This is a genomic window from Paenarthrobacter nicotinovorans, assembly GCF_007670255.1.
Lineage (GTDB): Bacteria > Actinomycetota > Actinomycetes > Actinomycetales > Micrococcaceae > Arthrobacter > Arthrobacter nicotinovorans_B.
Genome location: NZ_SZVS01000004.1, coordinates 26,856 through 44,156, shown reverse-complemented (window position 1 = coordinate 44,156; position 17,301 = coordinate 26,856). Strand labels below are relative to the sequence as shown.

At 62.7% G+C, this 17,301-nt stretch carries 16 protein-coding genes; 6 read left to right on the top strand and 10 right to left on the bottom strand.

Features of this window, described 5'->3' with window-relative positions; genetic code table 11:
* Window positions 1-25: 25 nt before the first annotated feature.
* From FDP28_RS20970 to FDP28_RS07340, 3 genes are all read right to left on the bottom strand, one after another.
* Complete coding sequence (locus FDP28_RS20970) at window positions 26-178, bottom strand: PqqD family protein (RefSeq protein WP_397321050.1); 153 nt, start codon at window positions 176-178, stop codon at window positions 26-28.
* 146 nt (window positions 179-324) lie between these two features.
* Window positions 325-1,947: an asparagine synthase gene (locus FDP28_RS07345; protein WP_186313544.1), complete on the bottom strand. Its 1,623-nt coding sequence runs from the start codon at window positions 1,945-1,947 to the stop codon at window positions 325-327.
* A 144-nt stretch (window positions 1,948-2,091) separates the two neighbouring features.
* Complete coding sequence (locus FDP28_RS07340; RefSeq protein ID WP_144660059.1) at window positions 2,092-2,229, bottom strand: lasso RiPP family leader peptide-containing protein; 138 nt, start codon at window positions 2,227-2,229, stop codon at window positions 2,092-2,094.
* Window positions 2,230-2,480: 251 nt separating this feature from the next.
* On the opposite strand from FDP28_RS07340, the gene FDP28_RS07335 reads away from it, so the two are divergent.
* On the top strand, window positions 2,481-3,110 hold the full coding sequence (locus FDP28_RS07335; RefSeq protein ID WP_260842378.1) for a recombinase family protein: 630 nt from the start codon (window positions 2,481-2,483) through the stop codon (window positions 3,108-3,110).
* Window positions 3,111-3,268: 158 nt separating this feature from the next.
* On the opposite strand, the gene FDP28_RS07330 is transcribed toward FDP28_RS07335, so the two are convergent.
* Both FDP28_RS07330 and opgC read right to left on the bottom strand, forming a co-directional pair.
* The gene (locus tag FDP28_RS07330) at window positions 3,269-4,621 is read right to left on the bottom strand and encodes a uracil-xanthine permease family protein (RefSeq protein ID WP_144660058.1); all 1,353 of its coding nucleotides are present in this window, start codon (window positions 4,619-4,621) and stop codon (window positions 3,269-3,271) included.
* Window positions 4,622-4,703: 82 nt separating this feature from the next.
* Window positions 4,704-7,181: an OpgC domain-containing protein gene (opgC, locus tag FDP28_RS07325; RefSeq protein ID WP_144660057.1), complete on the bottom strand. Its 2,478-nt coding sequence runs from the start codon at window positions 7,179-7,181 to the stop codon at window positions 4,704-4,706.
* Window positions 7,182-7,386: 205 nt separating this feature from the next.
* Here opgC and FDP28_RS07320 point away from each other — a divergent pair, with 205 nt between their 5' ends.
* Window positions 7,387-7,992 carry a malonic semialdehyde reductase gene (locus FDP28_RS07320; RefSeq protein ID WP_144660056.1) on the top strand — a complete coding sequence of 202 codons (606 nt, stop codon included), beginning with the start codon at window positions 7,387-7,389 and terminating at the stop codon, window positions 7,990-7,992.
* A gap of 147 nt (window positions 7,993-8,139) precedes the next feature.
* On the opposite strand, the gene pgm is transcribed toward FDP28_RS07320, so the two are convergent.
* Window positions 8,140-9,801 (bottom strand): phosphoglucomutase (alpha-D-glucose-1,6-bisphosphate-dependent), encoded by a 1,662-nt coding sequence (gene pgm, locus FDP28_RS07315; protein ID WP_260842377.1) that lies wholly within the window; start codon window positions 9,799-9,801, stop codon window positions 8,140-8,142.
* A gap of 246 nt (window positions 9,802-10,047) precedes the next feature.
* Between pgm and FDP28_RS07310 the strand changes: the two genes are divergently transcribed.
* Window positions 10,048-10,650, top strand: a complete 603-nt coding sequence (locus tag FDP28_RS07310; protein ID WP_144660054.1) for a DUF4190 domain-containing protein — start codon at window positions 10,048-10,050, stop codon at window positions 10,648-10,650.
* 78 nt (window positions 10,651-10,728) lie between these two features.
* Here FDP28_RS07310 and FDP28_RS07305 read toward each other — a convergent pair whose 3' ends face one another.
* Genes FDP28_RS07305 through FDP28_RS07295 form a run of 3 tightly spaced genes read right to left on the bottom strand, consistent with a single transcriptional unit; the run spans window position 10,729 to window position 14,454 of the window.
* Window positions 10,729-12,228, bottom strand: a complete 1,500-nt coding sequence (locus tag FDP28_RS07305) for a peptide MFS transporter (protein WP_144660053.1) — start codon at window positions 12,226-12,228, stop codon at window positions 10,729-10,731.
* 41 nt (window positions 12,229-12,269) lie between these two features.
* Window positions 12,270-13,703 (bottom strand): amidase, encoded by a 1,434-nt coding sequence (locus tag FDP28_RS07300; RefSeq protein ID WP_144660745.1) that lies wholly within the window; start codon window positions 13,701-13,703, stop codon window positions 12,270-12,272.
* 7 nt (window positions 13,704-13,710) lie between these two features.
* Window positions 13,711-14,454: a Type 1 glutamine amidotransferase-like domain-containing protein gene (locus FDP28_RS07295; protein ID WP_144660052.1), complete on the bottom strand. Its 744-nt coding sequence runs from the start codon at window positions 14,452-14,454 to the stop codon at window positions 13,711-13,713.
* 154 nt (window positions 14,455-14,608) lie between these two features.
* Between FDP28_RS07295 and FDP28_RS07290 the strand changes: the two genes are divergently transcribed.
* The 3 genes from FDP28_RS07290 to FDP28_RS07280 all read left to right on the top strand — a co-directional run bounded on the left by FDP28_RS07290 (window position 14,609) and on the right by FDP28_RS07280 (window position 16,237).
* A complete protein-coding gene (locus tag FDP28_RS07290; RefSeq protein WP_144660051.1) occupies window positions 14,609-14,935 on the top strand; it encodes a rhodanese-like domain-containing protein in 327 nt (108 codons plus the stop codon).
* A gap of 32 nt (window positions 14,936-14,967) precedes the next feature.
* Window positions 14,968-15,900 carry a prephenate dehydratase gene (pheA, locus tag FDP28_RS07285; RefSeq protein ID WP_144660050.1) on the top strand — a complete coding sequence of 311 codons (933 nt, stop codon included), beginning with the start codon at window positions 14,968-14,970 and terminating at the stop codon, window positions 15,898-15,900.
* A gap of 106 nt (window positions 15,901-16,006) precedes the next feature.
* Window positions 16,007-16,237, top strand: coding sequence for a hypothetical protein (locus FDP28_RS07280; RefSeq protein WP_144660049.1), 231 nt, complete (start codon window positions 16,007-16,009; stop codon window positions 16,235-16,237).
* On the opposite strand, the gene FDP28_RS07275 is transcribed toward FDP28_RS07280, so the two are convergent.
* A complete protein-coding gene (locus FDP28_RS07275) occupies window positions 16,234-17,295 on the bottom strand; it encodes a diacylglycerol/lipid kinase family protein (RefSeq protein WP_144660048.1) in 1,062 nt (353 codons plus the stop codon). The genes FDP28_RS07280 and FDP28_RS07275 overlap by 4 nt on opposite strands.
* Window positions 17,296-17,301 lie beyond the last annotated feature (6 nt).

Below are 17,301 nucleotides of genomic sequence, written 5' to 3'. Positions count from 1 at the left end.
GCTGGCTGTGAACTAATCGGGAGGCTCATGGGCTGACCCTCCGAATAATTCCGGAACGCTGTAGTTCAACAATCAGAGCGTGGACGTCCTGACGCACCCGGTGGTGGTCAACTCCGTAGGACTCGGAGATTTTGTCAACGACGTCACCCACCTCGAGATTTTGCTCGATTGCAGCCATGACGTCGGCTGCTGTGGCGTTTCCACGCCAGTAGGTGCCGCCTCGGGCGTCGAACACCGTTACCCCGTCATCATCTACGTTGAAGGTAATTTTCGGTGAAGGTTGGAATACATCTCCAGCTTGGACGGTGGGGGTCGTCTTCTTCCTCATTGAATGGCCCTGACCCATCTCTCGACGCCGGCGAGTTGTTCGATTTCAAAGAGTTCGTCCGTGCTGACTACCGGCATACTCAAGGCATCGCGTACAGCGTCAGCGTTGATATGACCCATATCCACCAAATAGCTTTCGTCGAAAAGGCGGGACAGATCGTCACGACGCTTCTTGTACTCGGTGAACAGGTCGGAGCTGTATTCACCTTTGTCTTCGCGAGTGAACAGCCAACGGGGGGCAACAGGCTCCGTTGCCCGCGCCAGGAGCGGTTTGTTATCGCGGGTTCCAATGAGGATGTCTGTCGGCAGGCTCAGAATGAGACGGACTACCGCATCGTCCAAGTAGGGCGCCTCCCAAGCGACGCCGAGGTGTTCGTAGGCATGGCCCACTTGCCGCACAACTTCGCCTTGGAACATGACGGCCTCGGTCATCTGATGCCTGAAGCGATCTCTATGGTGCGGGCGGGCTCCTTGTGTGAGCGCATCCTTCACTTTTTGCGCCACTACTTCCCTGGTTTCTGCTGTGGCAAATTTAGAGATGCCGAATCCGGGCGCCCATGAGAAGGCCTCAGCCGGCCCCACGATGTTCCCCGCTGGGGCTTCGATACGCCGTAGCATCTCAGTTTCAAAGTTGACGTTGGACCCCACCGCTCGGGCTACTGCGAGCGTAGACCACCGCTGCATTTTGCCTAGCCGGCGGATTATCCGGAGACCGGCTTTCCACGATGAAGTCGAAAGGAGATCCAGGGCTGTTGCGGGAAGTGGGTCAAACAGTTCGTCGCCGCCGACGCCCGTAAGGTGAGCCTTGACGCCACGTCGGGAGGCATCCTTGAGCAGTAATCCGAGGTGCTTGGAATTCCCGGCCCATGCCAACGGACCGTCATCTAGGCCCTGGATGTTTTGGTCGAATTCGCTGAACGCGCCGGATGTGGCGGTCAGTGACTCCAGCTCAGTGAATTGCCCGCGTAGTTCCGATGCTGCTCGACGCGCGTACTGGCTATCCCGGTTATGGGGATCGTCCGTACCGGCATGGTAATAGATGCTCTCTTCCTGAATTGAATCCAGAATGTAGGACAGGCTGGTTGAGTCCATGCCGCCGGACACATCAGCGCTCAGTTTCCCGTAGGATAGGATGCGGCGTTCCATGGACCGTGTCAGCTCGGCCAGCAGCAGTTCAGCCGCCTCGGATAGATCCAGGTTGGGGTGGTCCGCCGCAACTTCCTGGTCCAGCACCTTGGGACGCCCATTGTGGTAGGTGAGCGTGGAACCTGGTTTCACTGCATTGATTCCTTCCCAGAACGGAAGGTGGCGCAGGAAGCCAGGCAAATTTGTGCACAGGGCTAGACGGACCCTGCTGTCATCGAGCTTGCTGTGGGCAATTCGCCGTAGTGCTCCCTGGGATGTCGAGGCAATCGGCACTCCCCCGAATTCAGTCCAGTACAGCGTCTCCGCGGTTGAGATTGATCCGGTAATGGCGCGAGCGTAGCCCGGGGTTGCGTCATGATCATCACGGAAATGATGGTGGGAGACAGCGGAATCCCTCACTTGCCACTCAGTGAACCTGGAATCGAGGATGGTGACATCGGCGCTGGACGGCAAAACCGTGGATTCGTCGATCAATCCTGAGGCACTGCCCCTGTTGGCTAAGAAGAGTTGTGGCATTGTGTCCTGGCACCTGACGTGTGATGGAGCGAATGAAAGCCTGATGCAGAACGGGAGCCTCGTCACGATGACGAGGCTCCCGCTCGTTCCTCTGTACTGCTATCAGCCGATGTCGACCTTAACGAATGCCCGACCGCCGAAGATGTCGCGCCAGCGTCCGAACCAAACACCGTTTGTCACTTCACGGAACGAACCGACCCGCGCTACACGCGGAGCAGAATACTTGTTCTTCATCATCATCCCTCCTCCCTAGGTGATAATTACACGGCTACCTTGCCGGTTGTAGCTTGAGTTTTACTAATTTCGAATAACAAGGCAAGTGTATCCACAGCTTTCCTACAATCGTTTTATTTTCTAAATCTAATATGTCATACTGGCCGCGCGGAGGCTGTGCCGATCATTGCATGCCGGTGCGTTTGAGTGCTTGTCTAATCTCATTCCCGGTGGTCGTGGGATGCAGCGGATCGTCGGCCACGTACCTCGAATTCTAAGTGTCAAAACTCGATATCAGAACCAAACTCCGATACTCAAAAATGGGGGTTTTTGGGAAATTGTTGAAACAAAATATTTCTATTGGTTACGCCAGGGAAAGCTCTTCGGGGGCATCTCTTTCCGATCAAGTTGCTGCATTGAGGGACGCAGGAGCGGAAAAGGTCTTCGAGGAACGGGCGGCCGGTGCCACAGAACCCAGGGAGCAATGGAGTGCCTGTCTGGAGGCCCTTGAACCCGGGGACGCGTTGTTGGTTAGCGACCTCACGAGAGTAGGCCGAAGCGCGGCAGATTTGGCTGGCGTTATCGCGCTCTTGAGCGAGCGAGGGATCAGCTTTCGCGCTCTATCGGACCCTTGGCTCGACATCGGAGGTCAGCATGGTCGGCTGATTCTCAGCATGTTTGAAGCTATTGCGAGATACGAACGCAGCCGCCTGTCGGAGCGAACCATCGCGGGGTTAACTGCTGCCCGTGCCCGTGGCCGTCTCGGTGGGCGCCCGCCCGCGATGACGCCGCACAAGCTCGAAGTGGCGCGCAACCTAAGGCGAAACAAGATGACGCTCAGGGACATCGCTGGCACGCTCGGAGTCAGCGTATCCACGGTCGCGCGGGCCCTAAGCGGTCCCATGTGAGGACGCCGCCGTCGCGGTCAGCTGGTTGCTGTACCGGACCCTCCGTCACGCGTTCGTGGAAGGAACCACGGACAGGGACGCGGGGTATACATGACAATGAAGAGCGACGCTCAGAAGAGATTTTGAAGCCGTCTTTGACTGCGTCCCGCCGCGCACCCCTACTTCTTCTTCCCGCCCCGCTTCGCCGCAGCATTCATCGCCGACTTCACCGCAGGCGGCAGCCCCGCCGTCTCGGTCTCCGGCTCGGCAACTGTTCCGCGCCAACGGGCCAGGCCCTTCATGCCGTGGTAGATCACCAGGGCGGCAGCTGACCCCAGGGCGATACCCGTGAACTTCAGCTCGCCAATGGTCCACGTGTAATCGGCGATGCCGATGATCAGGGCAACAGCAGCCGTGGTCAGGTTGATCGGGTTGGAGAAGTTGACCTTGTTCTGGACCCAGATCTTCACACCGAGGACGCCGATCATGCCGTACAGCATCGTGGCCGCGCCTCCCAGGACACCGGCCGGAACAGTCGCGATCAGTTCGCCGAACTTGGGCGAGAAACTCAGCAGGATGGCGAAGATACCGGCCACCCAGTAGGCCGCCGTCGAATAGACCTTGGTGGCAGCCATGACACCGATGTTTTCCGCGTAGGTGGTGGTACCGGAACCGCCGCCGAGCCCGGCAAGTACCGTCGCGGCGCCGTCGGCCATCAGCGCGCGGCCGGAGACGCCGTCGAGGTTTTGGCCCGTCATCGCGGCCACCGACTTCACGTGCCCGACGTTCTCAGCCACCAGCACCAGCACCACCGGAACGAACAGACCTACGACGCCGAGGTGGAACTCAGGCGTCTGGAAAGTGGGCAGGCCAACCCAGGCCGCGGCGTCCATCTTTTCGTAGGAAACCTCGCCGCGCATCATCGCAACGAGGTACCCCACCACAACGCCCACCAGAATGCTGAGGCGCCCCAGGATTCCCCGGAACAGGACGGATACCAGGATGATCGTGACCAAAGTGATGAGTGCGGTGACGGGGGCGGCGTCGAAGTTGTTCTTCGCCGCCGGCGCCAGGTTCAAGCCGATCAGCGCGACGATCGCGCCGGTAACGATCGGCGGCATCAGCCGGTTGATCCATTCGGCGCCGAACTTCTGGACGATCGCACCTATAAGCGCCAGTACGACGCCGGCAAGCACCACGCCGCCCAACGCGCCGGCAACGCCGTACTGCTGCTGGGACGCCATGATCGGGGCGATGAAGGCGAAGCTCGATCCCAGGTAGCTGGGTACGCGGCCCTTGGTGATGACCAGGAAGAGCAGCGTGCCGATGCCGGAGAAGAACAGGGTGGTGGCCGGCGGCATGCCCGTGATGATGGGGACAAGGAACGTCGCGCCGAACATCGCCACAACGTGCTGCATGCCGATGCCGATGGTCAGTGGCCAGGCAAGCCGCTCATCAGGGGCCACCACGTGGCCTGGGCGGATGGACTTGCCGTTGCCGTGGAGCTTCCATTTGGTGCCGAGCATGCTCATGGCGGGGCCTTCCTCAGAAGAGTATTGGGATTCGGTGCAACATTACCGCCAAACCGGACACAATCGCCGCGCGCAGACTGCGCTACCTGGGAACCAGCTTGAAGAGGAACTTCGTTTTCACCATCACCCAGAGAACTGCGAGCAATGCGACGTAGACGGCGGTGTTCAGCCAGAGGTTGCCATCGCGAAGGACGGGGATGTTGGCAATGGCCACAATGAAGAACACGTGCATGATGAACACATACAGCGTGGCTTGCCCGAGTGGCACGAAGAACCAGCCCACAGCGCGTGAGAGCGGCTTCCAGAACGCGCTGAGCAGTGCGTACAAAGCGATGGTGATGACGATGACGTTCAACACGCGTCCTATGCCGAGATAAGTGCGGCTGAAGAAGGTGTCGTAGAGGTACCTGAAGGTGGCGTCGGGGATGAGCGCGAGCCGCACGTCGAGCTGGTTGGTCAGGTAGGGGCCGCTCCAGGAGAAGATCGCGCATGCAGCAGCCAAGAAGATGCACACCCCAAGAAGAATCCGCTGACGCGGGTGCGCGAACCAGTCGATGATCCGTTGGCGGTGGAAGCCTGCCGTCATGCCGAGGACAAACAGGACCTGCCACACAAGCAGGGGAAAGGAATCCTCGAACTGCGAGGGGAGCAGCCGGAACCGGAAGACCGACCCGGCGATGTGCAGGGCCGCGCTGATGGTGAGCACCAGCCACGTCAGTCCCCGGGAAAGAGCCACCAGGATCAAAGGACTGATCAACAACAAAACCACGTACAGGCCCATGATGTTGAACTGCCACGGGCCAACCTGCAACAACAGCAAGGCAGGAATCAAGCCCTGTGGAACCGGGAACTGCAGCAAGCCTTCCATCCCGGCATACAGGTCGTAGGTCGTCCCGGCCGCTGAATGCCCCGCAGCACCCGTTCCTTGATCCGTGAAAGTGGTCACTGCCGCCGCGTTGATGAAGGGGAGCAGACTCAAGACATACACGATCAGGACGACCGCCAACGCGGTGAAGTACAGTTTCGAAGCGCGCTTGGTGGTCCCGTCCACCACATCTCCCAGGTCCGTGGCGATGCGTGGCCCGTAGACCATGCCCAGCACCGCTCCTGAAAGCATGACGAAGAGCTCCGCCCCTGACACGACGCCAATGGTCTCTTGGCTCAGCAACTGGAAGACAGAATTGATGCCTACGTGATTCACCACCACAAAGACGATGGCCAAACCACGAAGCATGTCGATCCGGGCGTCACGCTTTCCGGACCCGGTATAGGACCACCTGTTCGGCGCAGCCCTCGAGGAGAGAAGCCATAACACGGCCACTGCCACCAGGACAGACCCTGCAGTCGCCCATGCAGCCCACCCCCGGAGAGTTGTCCCGGACTTCGCTTGTGGGGCCTCCAGGCCGGGAACGTCCTTCAAGCCCTTTTCGGTGACAGGACCCACTGCCAGGCCCGAGGTGTCCAGGGAGGACCTGAAGGGAGAAGCCAGGGATGGTTGCGTGGTGGCACGCCAGTCGATGGAAACCTTGCTCTGATCGCGGGCATCGGTGGTTTCGTTCCAGACCACTGCGCGGACGGCACCGTTTTCGGGCTGAGCCACGGAAGAGAAGACCTGGTGCCACCACGTTTGCTTGACGTCAATCTCGGCCGCGCCCCCGGCCCCGGGGGAGTAGAACGCGCCGGTCTCAATCAGGAGCGGCTTGTTCCTGGCCTGGACATAGCTTCCATAAAAGTTGTCCGTTCCTGTGCCGCCACTGGAGACATGCAAGGCGTCATTGAACTCGCCGGCGTCGGGGAGGGTGTTGTTGGCGGCTCCAGCTCCTGTGGTGTCGTGGTAAATCGACAGGCCGATCCAGTCCACAACGTCATCGCCGGGGTAGTACGGGTCAAAGGCCGAGTCGTCCATGTCCCAGATCCCGTTGCCGTTGGTGTCCAACGAACCCAGGGGAACTCCCTTGGGCGGGGTGGAAGTAGTCGCCCGGAAGGGGTAGTCCTTCTCAGCTGTCGGAGACCACACCATCACGGGATCGGCCAGGCTGCCCCGGAGGGCAACAGCAACCCGGCCGAACGCGGCCCGGTAGGCGTCCGGTTCCTGGCCCCAGCCCACCCAGGGCGTGTTCATGTCCGGACCGAAGCGGACGAACACCTTCCCCCTGAAGCCGGCTGCCGCCGTCGTAATTTGACGCGCAAAAGTGGTGGCGACGTCGTCGGTAATGTCCTGCAAGGGGATGCCCGGGCGGACGGTCAGGAGCGCATGTGAGCCTTGGTCGGCCACCTGCGCGAAGTAGCCCTTGAGGTATTCGCGGCCGCCGTCGTCCGCGGGGAGGGACACGTTCTGCCCGTAGAGGGCCGCGGGGGCTCCCAACCGCTGTGCATAGTCCGCGGCCGAGTCCTTGTTCCAGTCGAGCAAGGCGCCGAAGTACCGCTTGCCGGGGTCGTCGCTGGCACCGTCCTGTCCCACTGAGCCCCAAGCCTGGGCGGATGGAAGGAGCAACGCGAGGAGCAGCAGCAGGAGAACTGCCAGCGCCCGTCGAGGGGCCGCTAGGGGAAAGGTAGGCATCAGGCCCCTTCTGGTGTCGTCATTCCCGCGGCTGCGGCTTCCGCACATTTGCGCGGCAGCCCACAGGCACGATGGTACCGACTTTCCCGCTGTGCCCAATGTCACGCACCGTCATGGGAAGAGGACAGGGGAAGTTGAAGTTGCAACCATGGAAAGCAGAAGTGCCCGGCCGGCTCAGTGTCAGGGCCCAGCGAAAGGTTCACGAATGACGATCGCCCACGAAGAAGCAGTCATTGACGCCGCAGCAGTCGACGCCATTTTTGCCGAAGCCCGTACCGCCAACAGCTTCTCCGGTGAGGTCACCGAAGAGCAGGCCCGGGCCATCTACGAACTCACCAAGTTCGGCCCCACCGCCTTCAACTCCCAGCCCCTCCGCGTGACCTACGTCCGCTCGGACGAGGCCCGCGCCAAGCTGGTTGACCACCTGTCCCGCGGAAACCAGGCCAAGACCGCCTCCGCGCCGCTGGTCGCCATCCTCTCTTACGACACCGACTGGCAGGGTCAGTGGGACAAGTTCCTCCCCGCCTACGGCGCCCCCAAGGCCATGTATGACGAGAACGCCGAACTCGCTGCTGCCACGGGCAACAACAACGCCCACCTGCAGGCTGGTTACTTCATCCTGGCCGTGCGCTCCCTCGGTTTCGCTGCCGGCCCGATGACCGGTGCCGACTTCGCGGCCATCGACGCCGAGTTCTTCCCGAACGGCGACCAGAAGAGCTTCCTCATCGTCAACATCGGCCAGCCCGGCCCGGACGCCTGGGGCGAAGCCAAGCCGAAGTTCGCTTACGAGGACGTTGTCCGCACGGTCTGACCCTCGCGGTTCCAGCAACGCTCCTGCACTTGAGTGCAGGAGCGTTGTGGTTTAAGCGGTTGGGATGTGAGAGAGCGTTGGGGGGTGTTAAACGCTCCCTCACATCCCGGGGGTTTGAAAGGGAACGCTCGATCACATCCCGCGCGGTTAGGCGATGACGCCGTCCACCAGGGCCTTGGCCTCCTGCTGCACCTGTGCCAGGTGGTCCGCGCCTTTGAAGGACTCGGCGTAGATCTTGTAGACGTCCTCGGTGCCCGAGGGGCGTGCCGCGAACCAGGCGTTCTCAGTGACAACCTTGAGCCCGCCAATGGACGCACCGTTGCCCGGAGCCTCCGTGAGCTTGGCGGTGATTTCCTCGCCGGCAAGGGAAGTAGCGGTAACGTCCGCTGCAGAGAGCTTGCCCAGCTTGGACTTCTGCTCGCGCGTGGCGGCGGCGTCGATGCGGGCGTACACCGGTGCACCGAACTGGTCCGTCAGGCCCTTGTACAGCTGCGACGGAGAAGATCCCGTGACAGCCGTGATTTCCGAAGCAAGGAGGGCCAGCAGGATGCCGTCCTTGTCGGTTGTCCAGACGCTGCCGTCGAGCTTGTTGAACGAGGCACCGGCTGACTCCTCGCCACCGAAAGCACCTTCGCCGGAGAGCAGGCCGGGCACGAACCACTTGAAGCCCACGGGCACCTCAACGAGCTTCCGGCCGAGGCCCGCGGCTACGCGGTCGATGATCGAGGACGAAACCAGCGTCTTGCCCACCACGGAATCGGGGTTCCAGCCACTGCGGTTCCGGTACAGGTAGTCGATGGCGACGGCGAGGTAGTGGTTCGGGTTCATGAGCCCGCCGTCGGGCGTCACGATGCCGTGGCGGTCGGCGTCGGCGTCGTTACCGGTGGCGACGTCGTACGCAGCGCCGCCGGAACCGCCCGCGGACATCCGCTTGATCAGCGATGCCATGGCCGACGGCGAGGAGCAGTCCATGCGGATCTTCTCGTCCCAGTCGAGGGTCATGAAGGCCCACTGCGGGTCGACAGTTGGGTTCACCACGGTGAGGTTGAGCTGGTGGCGCTCGCCGATCTCACCCCAGTAGTCCACGGAAGCGCCGCCCATGGGGTCGGCACCAATGCGGACACCGGCGTCGCGGATGGCGTTGAGGTTCAGCACGGACGGGAGGTCATCGACGTAGCTGCTGAGGAAGTCGAACTTGCCGGTGGTGTCAGCGGCCAGGGCATCGTTGAGCGGGATGCGCTTGACGCCGCGCAGCCCGTTCTCCAGCAGCTGGTTGGCGCGGTCCGCAATCCATCCGGTGGCGTCCGTGTCTGCCGGGCCGCCGTGCGGGGGGTTGTACTTGAAGCCACCGTCAGCGGGAGGGTTGTGGCTCGGAGTGACCACGATGCCATCGGCCTGCGGAGTGCCGGGGGCTGCTTCGCGGTTGTACTTGAGGATTGCGTGGCTCAGCGCAGGCGTGGGCGTGTAGCCGTGGCGGGCATCAACCAACACGGTGACGCCGTTGGCGGCCAGCACCTCGAGTGCGGAATTCTGCGCCGGCTCGCTGAGGGCGTGCGTGTCGCGGCCGATGAACAGGGGACCGGTGATTCCCTGGCGTCCACGGTATTCAACGATTGCCTGCGTGATCGCGAGGATATGGGCCTCGTTGAAGGAGGCCTTCAAACTGGATCCGCGGTGTCCCGACGTTCCAAACGCCACGCGCTGCGCGGGATCGCCCAAATCCGGAGCTACGTCGAAATACGCGTCCAGCAGGGCTGTGATGTCAACAAGGTCCTGGGGAAGGGCAACTGTGCCCGCTCGGCTAGCCATGGGGTCCAGCATGCCAGACCAAAGGCCCGGCTGACACGAAATGTCCGTGATCCGGCCCCTGTGACGCCGAATGGCGGACATCCGTGGAGATTTCGCCCAAAGGTTCACTTCGCGTTTACCATCAGTGACCTTAGTGACTGATTCCCTCTGCATTGCTTGTCCACACCCGGCAAGCGCGCTGCCTTATATGCAGGCGCCCACGGCGGTAGTGTTGGGATCAAAGACCACTTTTTCAGGGGGATTCCTATGACAGATCAGCCAGCCAAGGGCAACGAGGACAAGCCGGCCGGGTACGAGCCGCCGCAGTACGTTCCGCCGGCCCAGTTCAGCGCTCCCGAGCAGAGCCAGCCGAGCGCTCCCGTTCCGCCGTCGTTCGACCAGGGCAATGCCACGCAGCCGATTCCGCCGTACGAGCAGAACTCCTACGGCCAGCCGCCCGCGCAGGACCCGTACACCCCGGGTGACTACAGCCAGCAGCCCGCCTCGCCCTACGGCCAGCCCCCGAGCCCTTACCAGCAGCAGGCTTTCGGTCAGCAGCCCTACGGCCAGCCGCAGTCTCCGTACGGCCAGCCCGCCTACTATGCCATGCCCGCCCAGCCAAAGGGCCTGAGCATTGCGAGCATGGTCTGCGGAATCGCCATCTATGTAGGTTTCGGCTTTTTCATCCTTCCGCAGATTGCGGCCGTCGTACTGGGCCACCTCGCTCTGAAGCGCGAACCCGCGGGCAAGGGCATGGCGATCGCCGGTCTGGTGATGGGCTACCTCGGCATCCTGTTGACGGTGATTTTCGGCATTTTCATCATCATTGGCATCGGTGCAGCGAGCACCAGCAGCCGGTACGGCTACTAGAAACGCACGACGGCTCCCCTCGCCTCAGGCGGGATTCCCACCTGACGCAAGGGGCGCCGTCGTCGATTAACGTGCTTCCTAGCGGACGCCGCCCATCAACTTCTTGATGGCGGGGGTGGCTGCAGCCAAGGCAGCGGCCAGGACCACTGCAACGCCGCCGATGCCCAGGAAGTACGGGAGCTCGTCGGCCGGGTTGTAGAGCCCGGCCAGGATCCCGGCGAGAGTTGTGCCGAGCGAGACCGACAGGAAGAACAGCGCAACCATCTGCGTGTGGAAGGCTTGCGGGGCCAGCTTGGTGCTCACCGACAGGCCGATGGGGGAGAGGCACAGTTCCGCGAGGGTGAACAGGAACAGGATTCCCACGAGTGCGAGCAACGGCGTCTTGCCTTCACCAGCGAGCGGGATGAACGCCAGGAACGCCAGGCCCATGATGAACAGGCCCATGGCGAACTTGAGGGGCGAACTCGGCTGCTTGGAGCCCAGTTTGGTCCACAGCGCGGCCATGACACCGGCGAAGATGATGATGAAGACCGGGTTGATGGACTGCACCCACGCGGCAGGCATTTCCCAACCAAACAGGTTGCGGTCCAGCTTTTCCTGCGAGTAGACGGCAATGAACGTGAACTGCTGCTGGAACAGAGCCCAGAACGCAGCTGATGCAATGTACAGCGGGATGAACGCGACAACGCGCTTGCGCTCCACGCCGGTGACCAAAGGGCTGCGGAAGATCAGGAACAGGTAGATCACCGAGGCGCCGATGGCCGCGTACGCCATGCTGCGGGCGAGGTTGTTGGCGTTGACGATACCGGTGCCCAGCAGTACACCGATGACGATCAGGATGGCCAGGAAAATGAGCCCGTAACGCATCCGGTCCTTGCTCGGGAGCGGGTTGGGAACGCGGTGTGCTTCCTCGGGCAGCCGTTTGCGGCCCAGGGAGTAGATGATGAGGCCGATCGCCATGCCCACGGCTGCGGCGCCGAAGCCAACGTGGAAGCCGAAGCTTGTTTGCAGGAAACCGGTGACCAGCGGGCCGATGAGGCCGCCTATGTTGATGCCCATGTAGAAGATGGAGAAACCGGCGTCGCGGCGCTCATCCTTCTCGCCGTACAGGCTGCCGACCAGCGCCGTGGCGTTGGCCTTCAGGCCGCCGGAACCGATGCCCACCAGCACCAAACCTGCAATCAGGCCCGGAATGCCCGGCAGGAGTGCCAAGGCAATGTGGCCGGCCATGATCATGATGGCCGAGCCGAAAAGCACCTTCTCGGAACCGAAGACGCGGTCGGCGAGCCAGGCGCCGAGGATCGTGGAAAGGTAAACACCGCCACCGTAGGCGCCCACCAGGCCGGCGGCGAGGCCCTGGTCGATGGAGAGGCCGCCCTGCTCGGCGGTGAAGTACATGTAGTAGAGCAGGATTCCCTGCATGCCGTAGAAGGAGAATCGCTCCCACATTTCCACGGAAAAGAGGCTGGCCAACATCTTTGGGTGGCCGAAGAATGACGTATCGCCCGCTGCTTTTACGGACTCAGCCGTGGTTTGGGGTGTGCTCATTTTCTTAATGCTGGCACTGACTGCGGGCATTGTCACATCGATGAATGCCCCAGGCAACCACCATCCATATGCTAGACAGCCTCTGTCGCAGCCTCGAGGGAGCGGGCAATTTGGAGAAGCCGCAGCTCAGAACCGGTGTGCCCGATGAGTTGGATCCCCATGGGCAAGCCCGCGGCAGTGGTGTGGACCGGAATGCTGATGGCGGGCAATCCGCACACGTTCACCATGGAACTCCACGGCGCGTACTGGCATTGCCGTTTGTAGTCCTCATCCGCGTCGCCTGCCCACGCGCTCGGCCAAGGATCGCCGCTGTGCCCTCCGCCCGTGAACCACCCGATGGGCCGGGGCGTCTGCGCCAGGGTAGGCATCAGGATCAGATCCCACTGCGCGTACTGGGCGATGGTGTCGTGCTCGAAGTGCCGCAGGAACCCCAAAGCTTCGTTCACCTTCAAGACGCTGCGCTGCTGCGCCCGGCGCCTGAACGTCCTGGTGAGGGGCGTCAGCAACGGCTCACGCTGGGGTGCTATCCGGGCGCTTCCGACGCCGGCAGTCCAAGCTGCGGTGAACGCTTCGGGATAGCGGTTGTCATAGCGGATTTCGGCCTCGCCAACACTGTGACCGGCTTCCGACAACAGCTTAATGCCCAGGTCCAGGGCGTCCAGTGCATCCTGCTCAATCTCGAAGGGGTACACCCCGGCCCATGGACTGTCCAGGCTAACCCCGATTCTCAGGGGATCCGGCGCCCGCCCAACGTTGGCGAGGTAGCCGCCGTCGGGCGCTTGATCCCGGGGGACCAGCGCATCCATGAGCAGCGCGGCGTCCGACGCGTTCCGCGCGAGCGGACCGGCCACCACCAAGCCGGCGGCGTCGCCCGCGCTCACCCCGGCAGGGACCAACCCGCGCCCCGGTTTCAACCCCAGCAAGCCGCAGGCGCCGGCAGGAATCCGGATGGACCCGCCGCCGTCGGTTCCGGGTGCGAACGGCACGAGCCCTGCGGCCACCGCGGCAGCGCTGCCACCGGACGACCCGCCGGAGCTCCGGGCCAAGGAATGCGGATTGCGCGACGGCGGTGCGATGCGGTTTTCGCTGTAGGCCGTCAGCCCGAATTCCGGCACCTGGGTCTTGCCCAGCGAGATCACGCCCTGCGCCTTCAGGGTTGATGCCAAAGCCCCGTCTTCGGGCGCTGGTTTGTGTTCCAACGCCGCGCTGCCGTGGGTGGTCGGGACGCCAGCAACATCGGTGAGGTCCTTGAATGCTGTGGCCAGCCCGTGCAGCAGCGGCAGCTCCTCCAGGCGTCCTTCCTTGGACAGCCGGGCATGGTGGGTATCGGCTGTGGCGGCATCTTCAAGGGCTTGGTCCGCTGTGACGGTGATGAAGGCGCCAAGCTGTGGGTTGCGTGCCTCTATTACGGACAGGAAATGCGCTGCTGCCTCGCGGGCGGAGAGCTCGCCGGTGGACAAGGCGTCGCGTAGCTGGACGGCGGTTTGCTCGGAAAGGTCCTGCATCGATGGATCAGCCAAGGAAACGAGACTCCAACCGTTCCTCCACGGCAACAGCGTCCACGCTCTCGCCGGCTCCTGCAGTCACGCGGAAAGCGGCCTTGTTCTTGATCTCGGAGACTACCTCCACGAGTTCCGTGCCCCGGTAAACCAGCCCTACGCCGTCGTCCGTGCAGTGCGTCTCGCCGAGCGTGCCGTTGGCCACCAGCTTGTGGATGGCGGGAGCCCGGCGGAGCTCGGAGTCGTAGTGGACCCCGTTGCCGTAGGGGAGGAAGCCCAGTGAATCCGTGACAGGCTGCAGCTCGGGACCGTAGGAATCGGTCACGCCGCCCTGGTACCAACAGATGGACCCGGCCGAAACCCCGGCCAAAACCACGCCGCCCTCCCAGGCTTTGCGCAGGATCCGGTCCAGCCCGTGGGCGCGCCACACGGCCAACAGGTTCACCACCGATCCGCCATTGACCCACACCACGTCCTGCTCCAGGAGGTGGGCTTCGGGGTCGTCGATGTTTGGCATGGTGAAGAGGTTGAGGTGGCTGAAGTCGAACCCGGCGATGCGTGCGGCCTGGTCCATTTCCGCGGCCCACCAGCGCTGATCGCCGGAGGCTGTTCCGATGTGCGTCACCTTGGGCGCACGGCCGCTTACTCCGGAGAGTTCCACCGCGTAGTGCATCAGGTGGTTGAATTCGATCCTGGTCCTGGCGCCCGGCTTGTAACCGCCGGAGGTGGCGAGGATCGTGGGTTGCCCAGCAGCCATGGGTTCCTCCTAGTAGCCGGAATCGGGGGTGTGCTTGGAACCTAAGTCTTAACGCCGTAGCCACTGTGTGCAAGCGAAGACAGCAGTCCCGTGCCCGCGGCAGGTCCATGCGACTAGGCTGGATGCTGACCTTGAACGATGGGAAGGATCCACCATGAGCGACTTCGATACCGTGCCTGTGGGCGACATTCCGGCCGATGCCAGCATCCTGGACGTCCGCGAGGACTACGAGTGGGTGGCCGGCCACGCGGAAGGGGCACGCCACATTCCCATGGACCAGTTGCCGGCACGTCTGGACGAACTTGATCCGGACGAGGACTTCTTCGTGATCTGCCGGACGGGTGGCCGGTCGTTCCGCGCAGTGCAGTGGCTGGTGGGCCAGGGTTACTCGGCCGTGAACGTGGCCGGGGGCATGGATATGTGGTTTGAAGCGGGCAAGCCGATGGTTTCGGACAACGGCCTCAAGCCGGTAGTCCTTTAGTCTCCACGTATATAACCAGCAAGGAATACTCGATGTCAGCAGCCACGTACACCTTCCTCGGACCTGAGGGCACGTTCACTGAAGCGGCCCTCCTGCAGGTTCCAGGCGCTGCTGAGGCAACCCGTATTCCGTGCACCAACGTCAATACGGCGCTGGAACGCGTTCGCGTCGGCGAAGCAGACGCAGCCATGGTTCCCATCGAAAACTCGGTGGAGGGTGGCGTCACGGCTACCTTGGATGCGATCGCCACGGGACAGGAACTCCGGATCATCCGCGAGGCCTTGGTTCCCATTACCTTCGTGCTGGTGGCGAGGCCCGGCGTCGAGCTTTCCGACATCAAGCGCGTCTCGACGCACGGCCACGCCTGGGCGCAGTGCCGCTTGTGGGTGGACGCGAACCTGCCCGGGGTGGACTATGTGCCAGGTTCGTCGACGGCGGCGGCAGCCATGGGACTCCTGGAGGATGACGCCCACTATGAGGCTGCCATCTGCGGCCCGCTGATCGCCGCCGACCAGCCCGGACTCAACATCCTGGCGACGGACATCGGGGATAACCCGGACGCCGTAACGCGGTTCATCCTGGTGAGCCGGCCCGGTTCGCTGCCGGAAAGGACCGGAGCGGACAAGACCACCGTTGTTGTTCCCCTTCCGGAAGACCACCCAGGTGCGCTCATGGAGATCCTGGACCAGTTCGCCTCCCGCGGCGTGAACCTCAGCCGCATCGAATCAAGGCCTACCGGGCAGTACCTGGGCCACTACTTCTTCAGCATCGACGCCGACGGTCACGCCTCGGATTCGCGGGTGGCTGATGCCTTGGCGGGGCTGCACCGGATCAGCCCCGCGACGCGCTTCCTGGGCTCCTATGCCCGCGCGGACAAGCAGGAGGCTGTGGTGGCTCCGCACACGTCGGACGCCGCGTTCGCCTCGGCACATGCCTGGGTGGACGCGATCCTAAAGGGTTCCTAGCCCTTCTCCACAGGGCGCGGCTGGCCTACTTTCCCCTTGGTGGTTCTGTGCGTATGCTTGCCTGATCCATAAACGATGGATGAATGCGTCAACGAAAGGAGCGGTCATGTCTGTCCACCGGGATGACAAAGACGGCCAGGGCATGATCGTCAATCCGAAGCCCTCAGGCGAGAACCAGGACGACTGGAATGGCGATGAGGCCGATCGTGCGGACCGGCTCCGCTTTGAAGAAGAACAAGCAATGATCAAGGAGCAGGCCGAGGCCCGTGCGGCTGCCAAAGCCGCTACTGAAGAAGCCGAGGAAAACGCTGCCGAGCCGGACGTGGGCTCGATCTAGGCGATCTGCACCTTGGGTACCCGCACCAGCAGGGACCCTGGCTCCACTTGGACGGTGACCGTCGTCGCTTCACCTGACGGATCGCCGTCGAGCTGTGTGGCCATGGGTTCTTGGCTGCGGATGACAACCTTCCCTGAGCGGTAGAAGCTCATCATGGGCAGGTTCCTGTTGTGCTTGAACAGGATCTTTGCGTACATCGCGATCCAGCCGAATGCACTGCGGGGGCTCATCACCACGATGTCCAGCATCCCGTCGTCGATCATGGCCTGCGGGATGAAGTCGATGCCCCCGGGGATCAGACCACAGTTGGCGAACAGGACGCTGCGGATCTTGCGGGCCTGCTCCGGCTCGTCATCCAAGGTGATGGTGACGCGTTTCCGTCTCCCGGGCAGGTGCCGGACACCGGCCTCCGTATAGGCCAGCCAGCCGACGCTTTTCTTCAGGTCTTCTTTGGTGTCGCCAACGACCTCGGCGTCCAGGCCCATGCCGGCGATGACCAGGAACGTGTGTTCCCCGGAGACTCCCGTGATGTCGTTTTCGATCCCCATGGTGGCGGTGTCGATGTAGCGCTGATGGCCGAACAATGCCGTCTGGATGCATTCGGCGAGGTTGGTGACGTCCAGATCCACGTTGCGGGCCAGGAGGTTTCCTGTGCCCAGCGGAACCAAGCCCATGGCTACGTTCTTGTGCGCCAGCGACTCAGCCACCACGCGCACGGTACCGTCACCACCGCACGCAAGAACGACGTCGGCCCCGAACGCCAGCGCTTGGCGCGACTGTCCGTAACCGGGATCTTCCAGGGTGGTTTCGAAGAATTTCGGGGCGTCCCAGCCTGCCAGGTCGCAGGCTTCGATGATGGCCTGGCGTGCCACCTCAGCGTTGTTCTTTACGGGATTGAGGATCACGGCGACCTTCTGGTCGCCCGGGCCGGGCTTGTGGGCGTCCTCGCGGACCGCGCTCCTGATATGCCTGGCTTTCAACCGGCGCACGCCCCACCAGCTCGAGACGGCAAAAGCCACGCCCCCAGCGAGAATCACATACAGGATCCAGTCGTTCATTGTGCT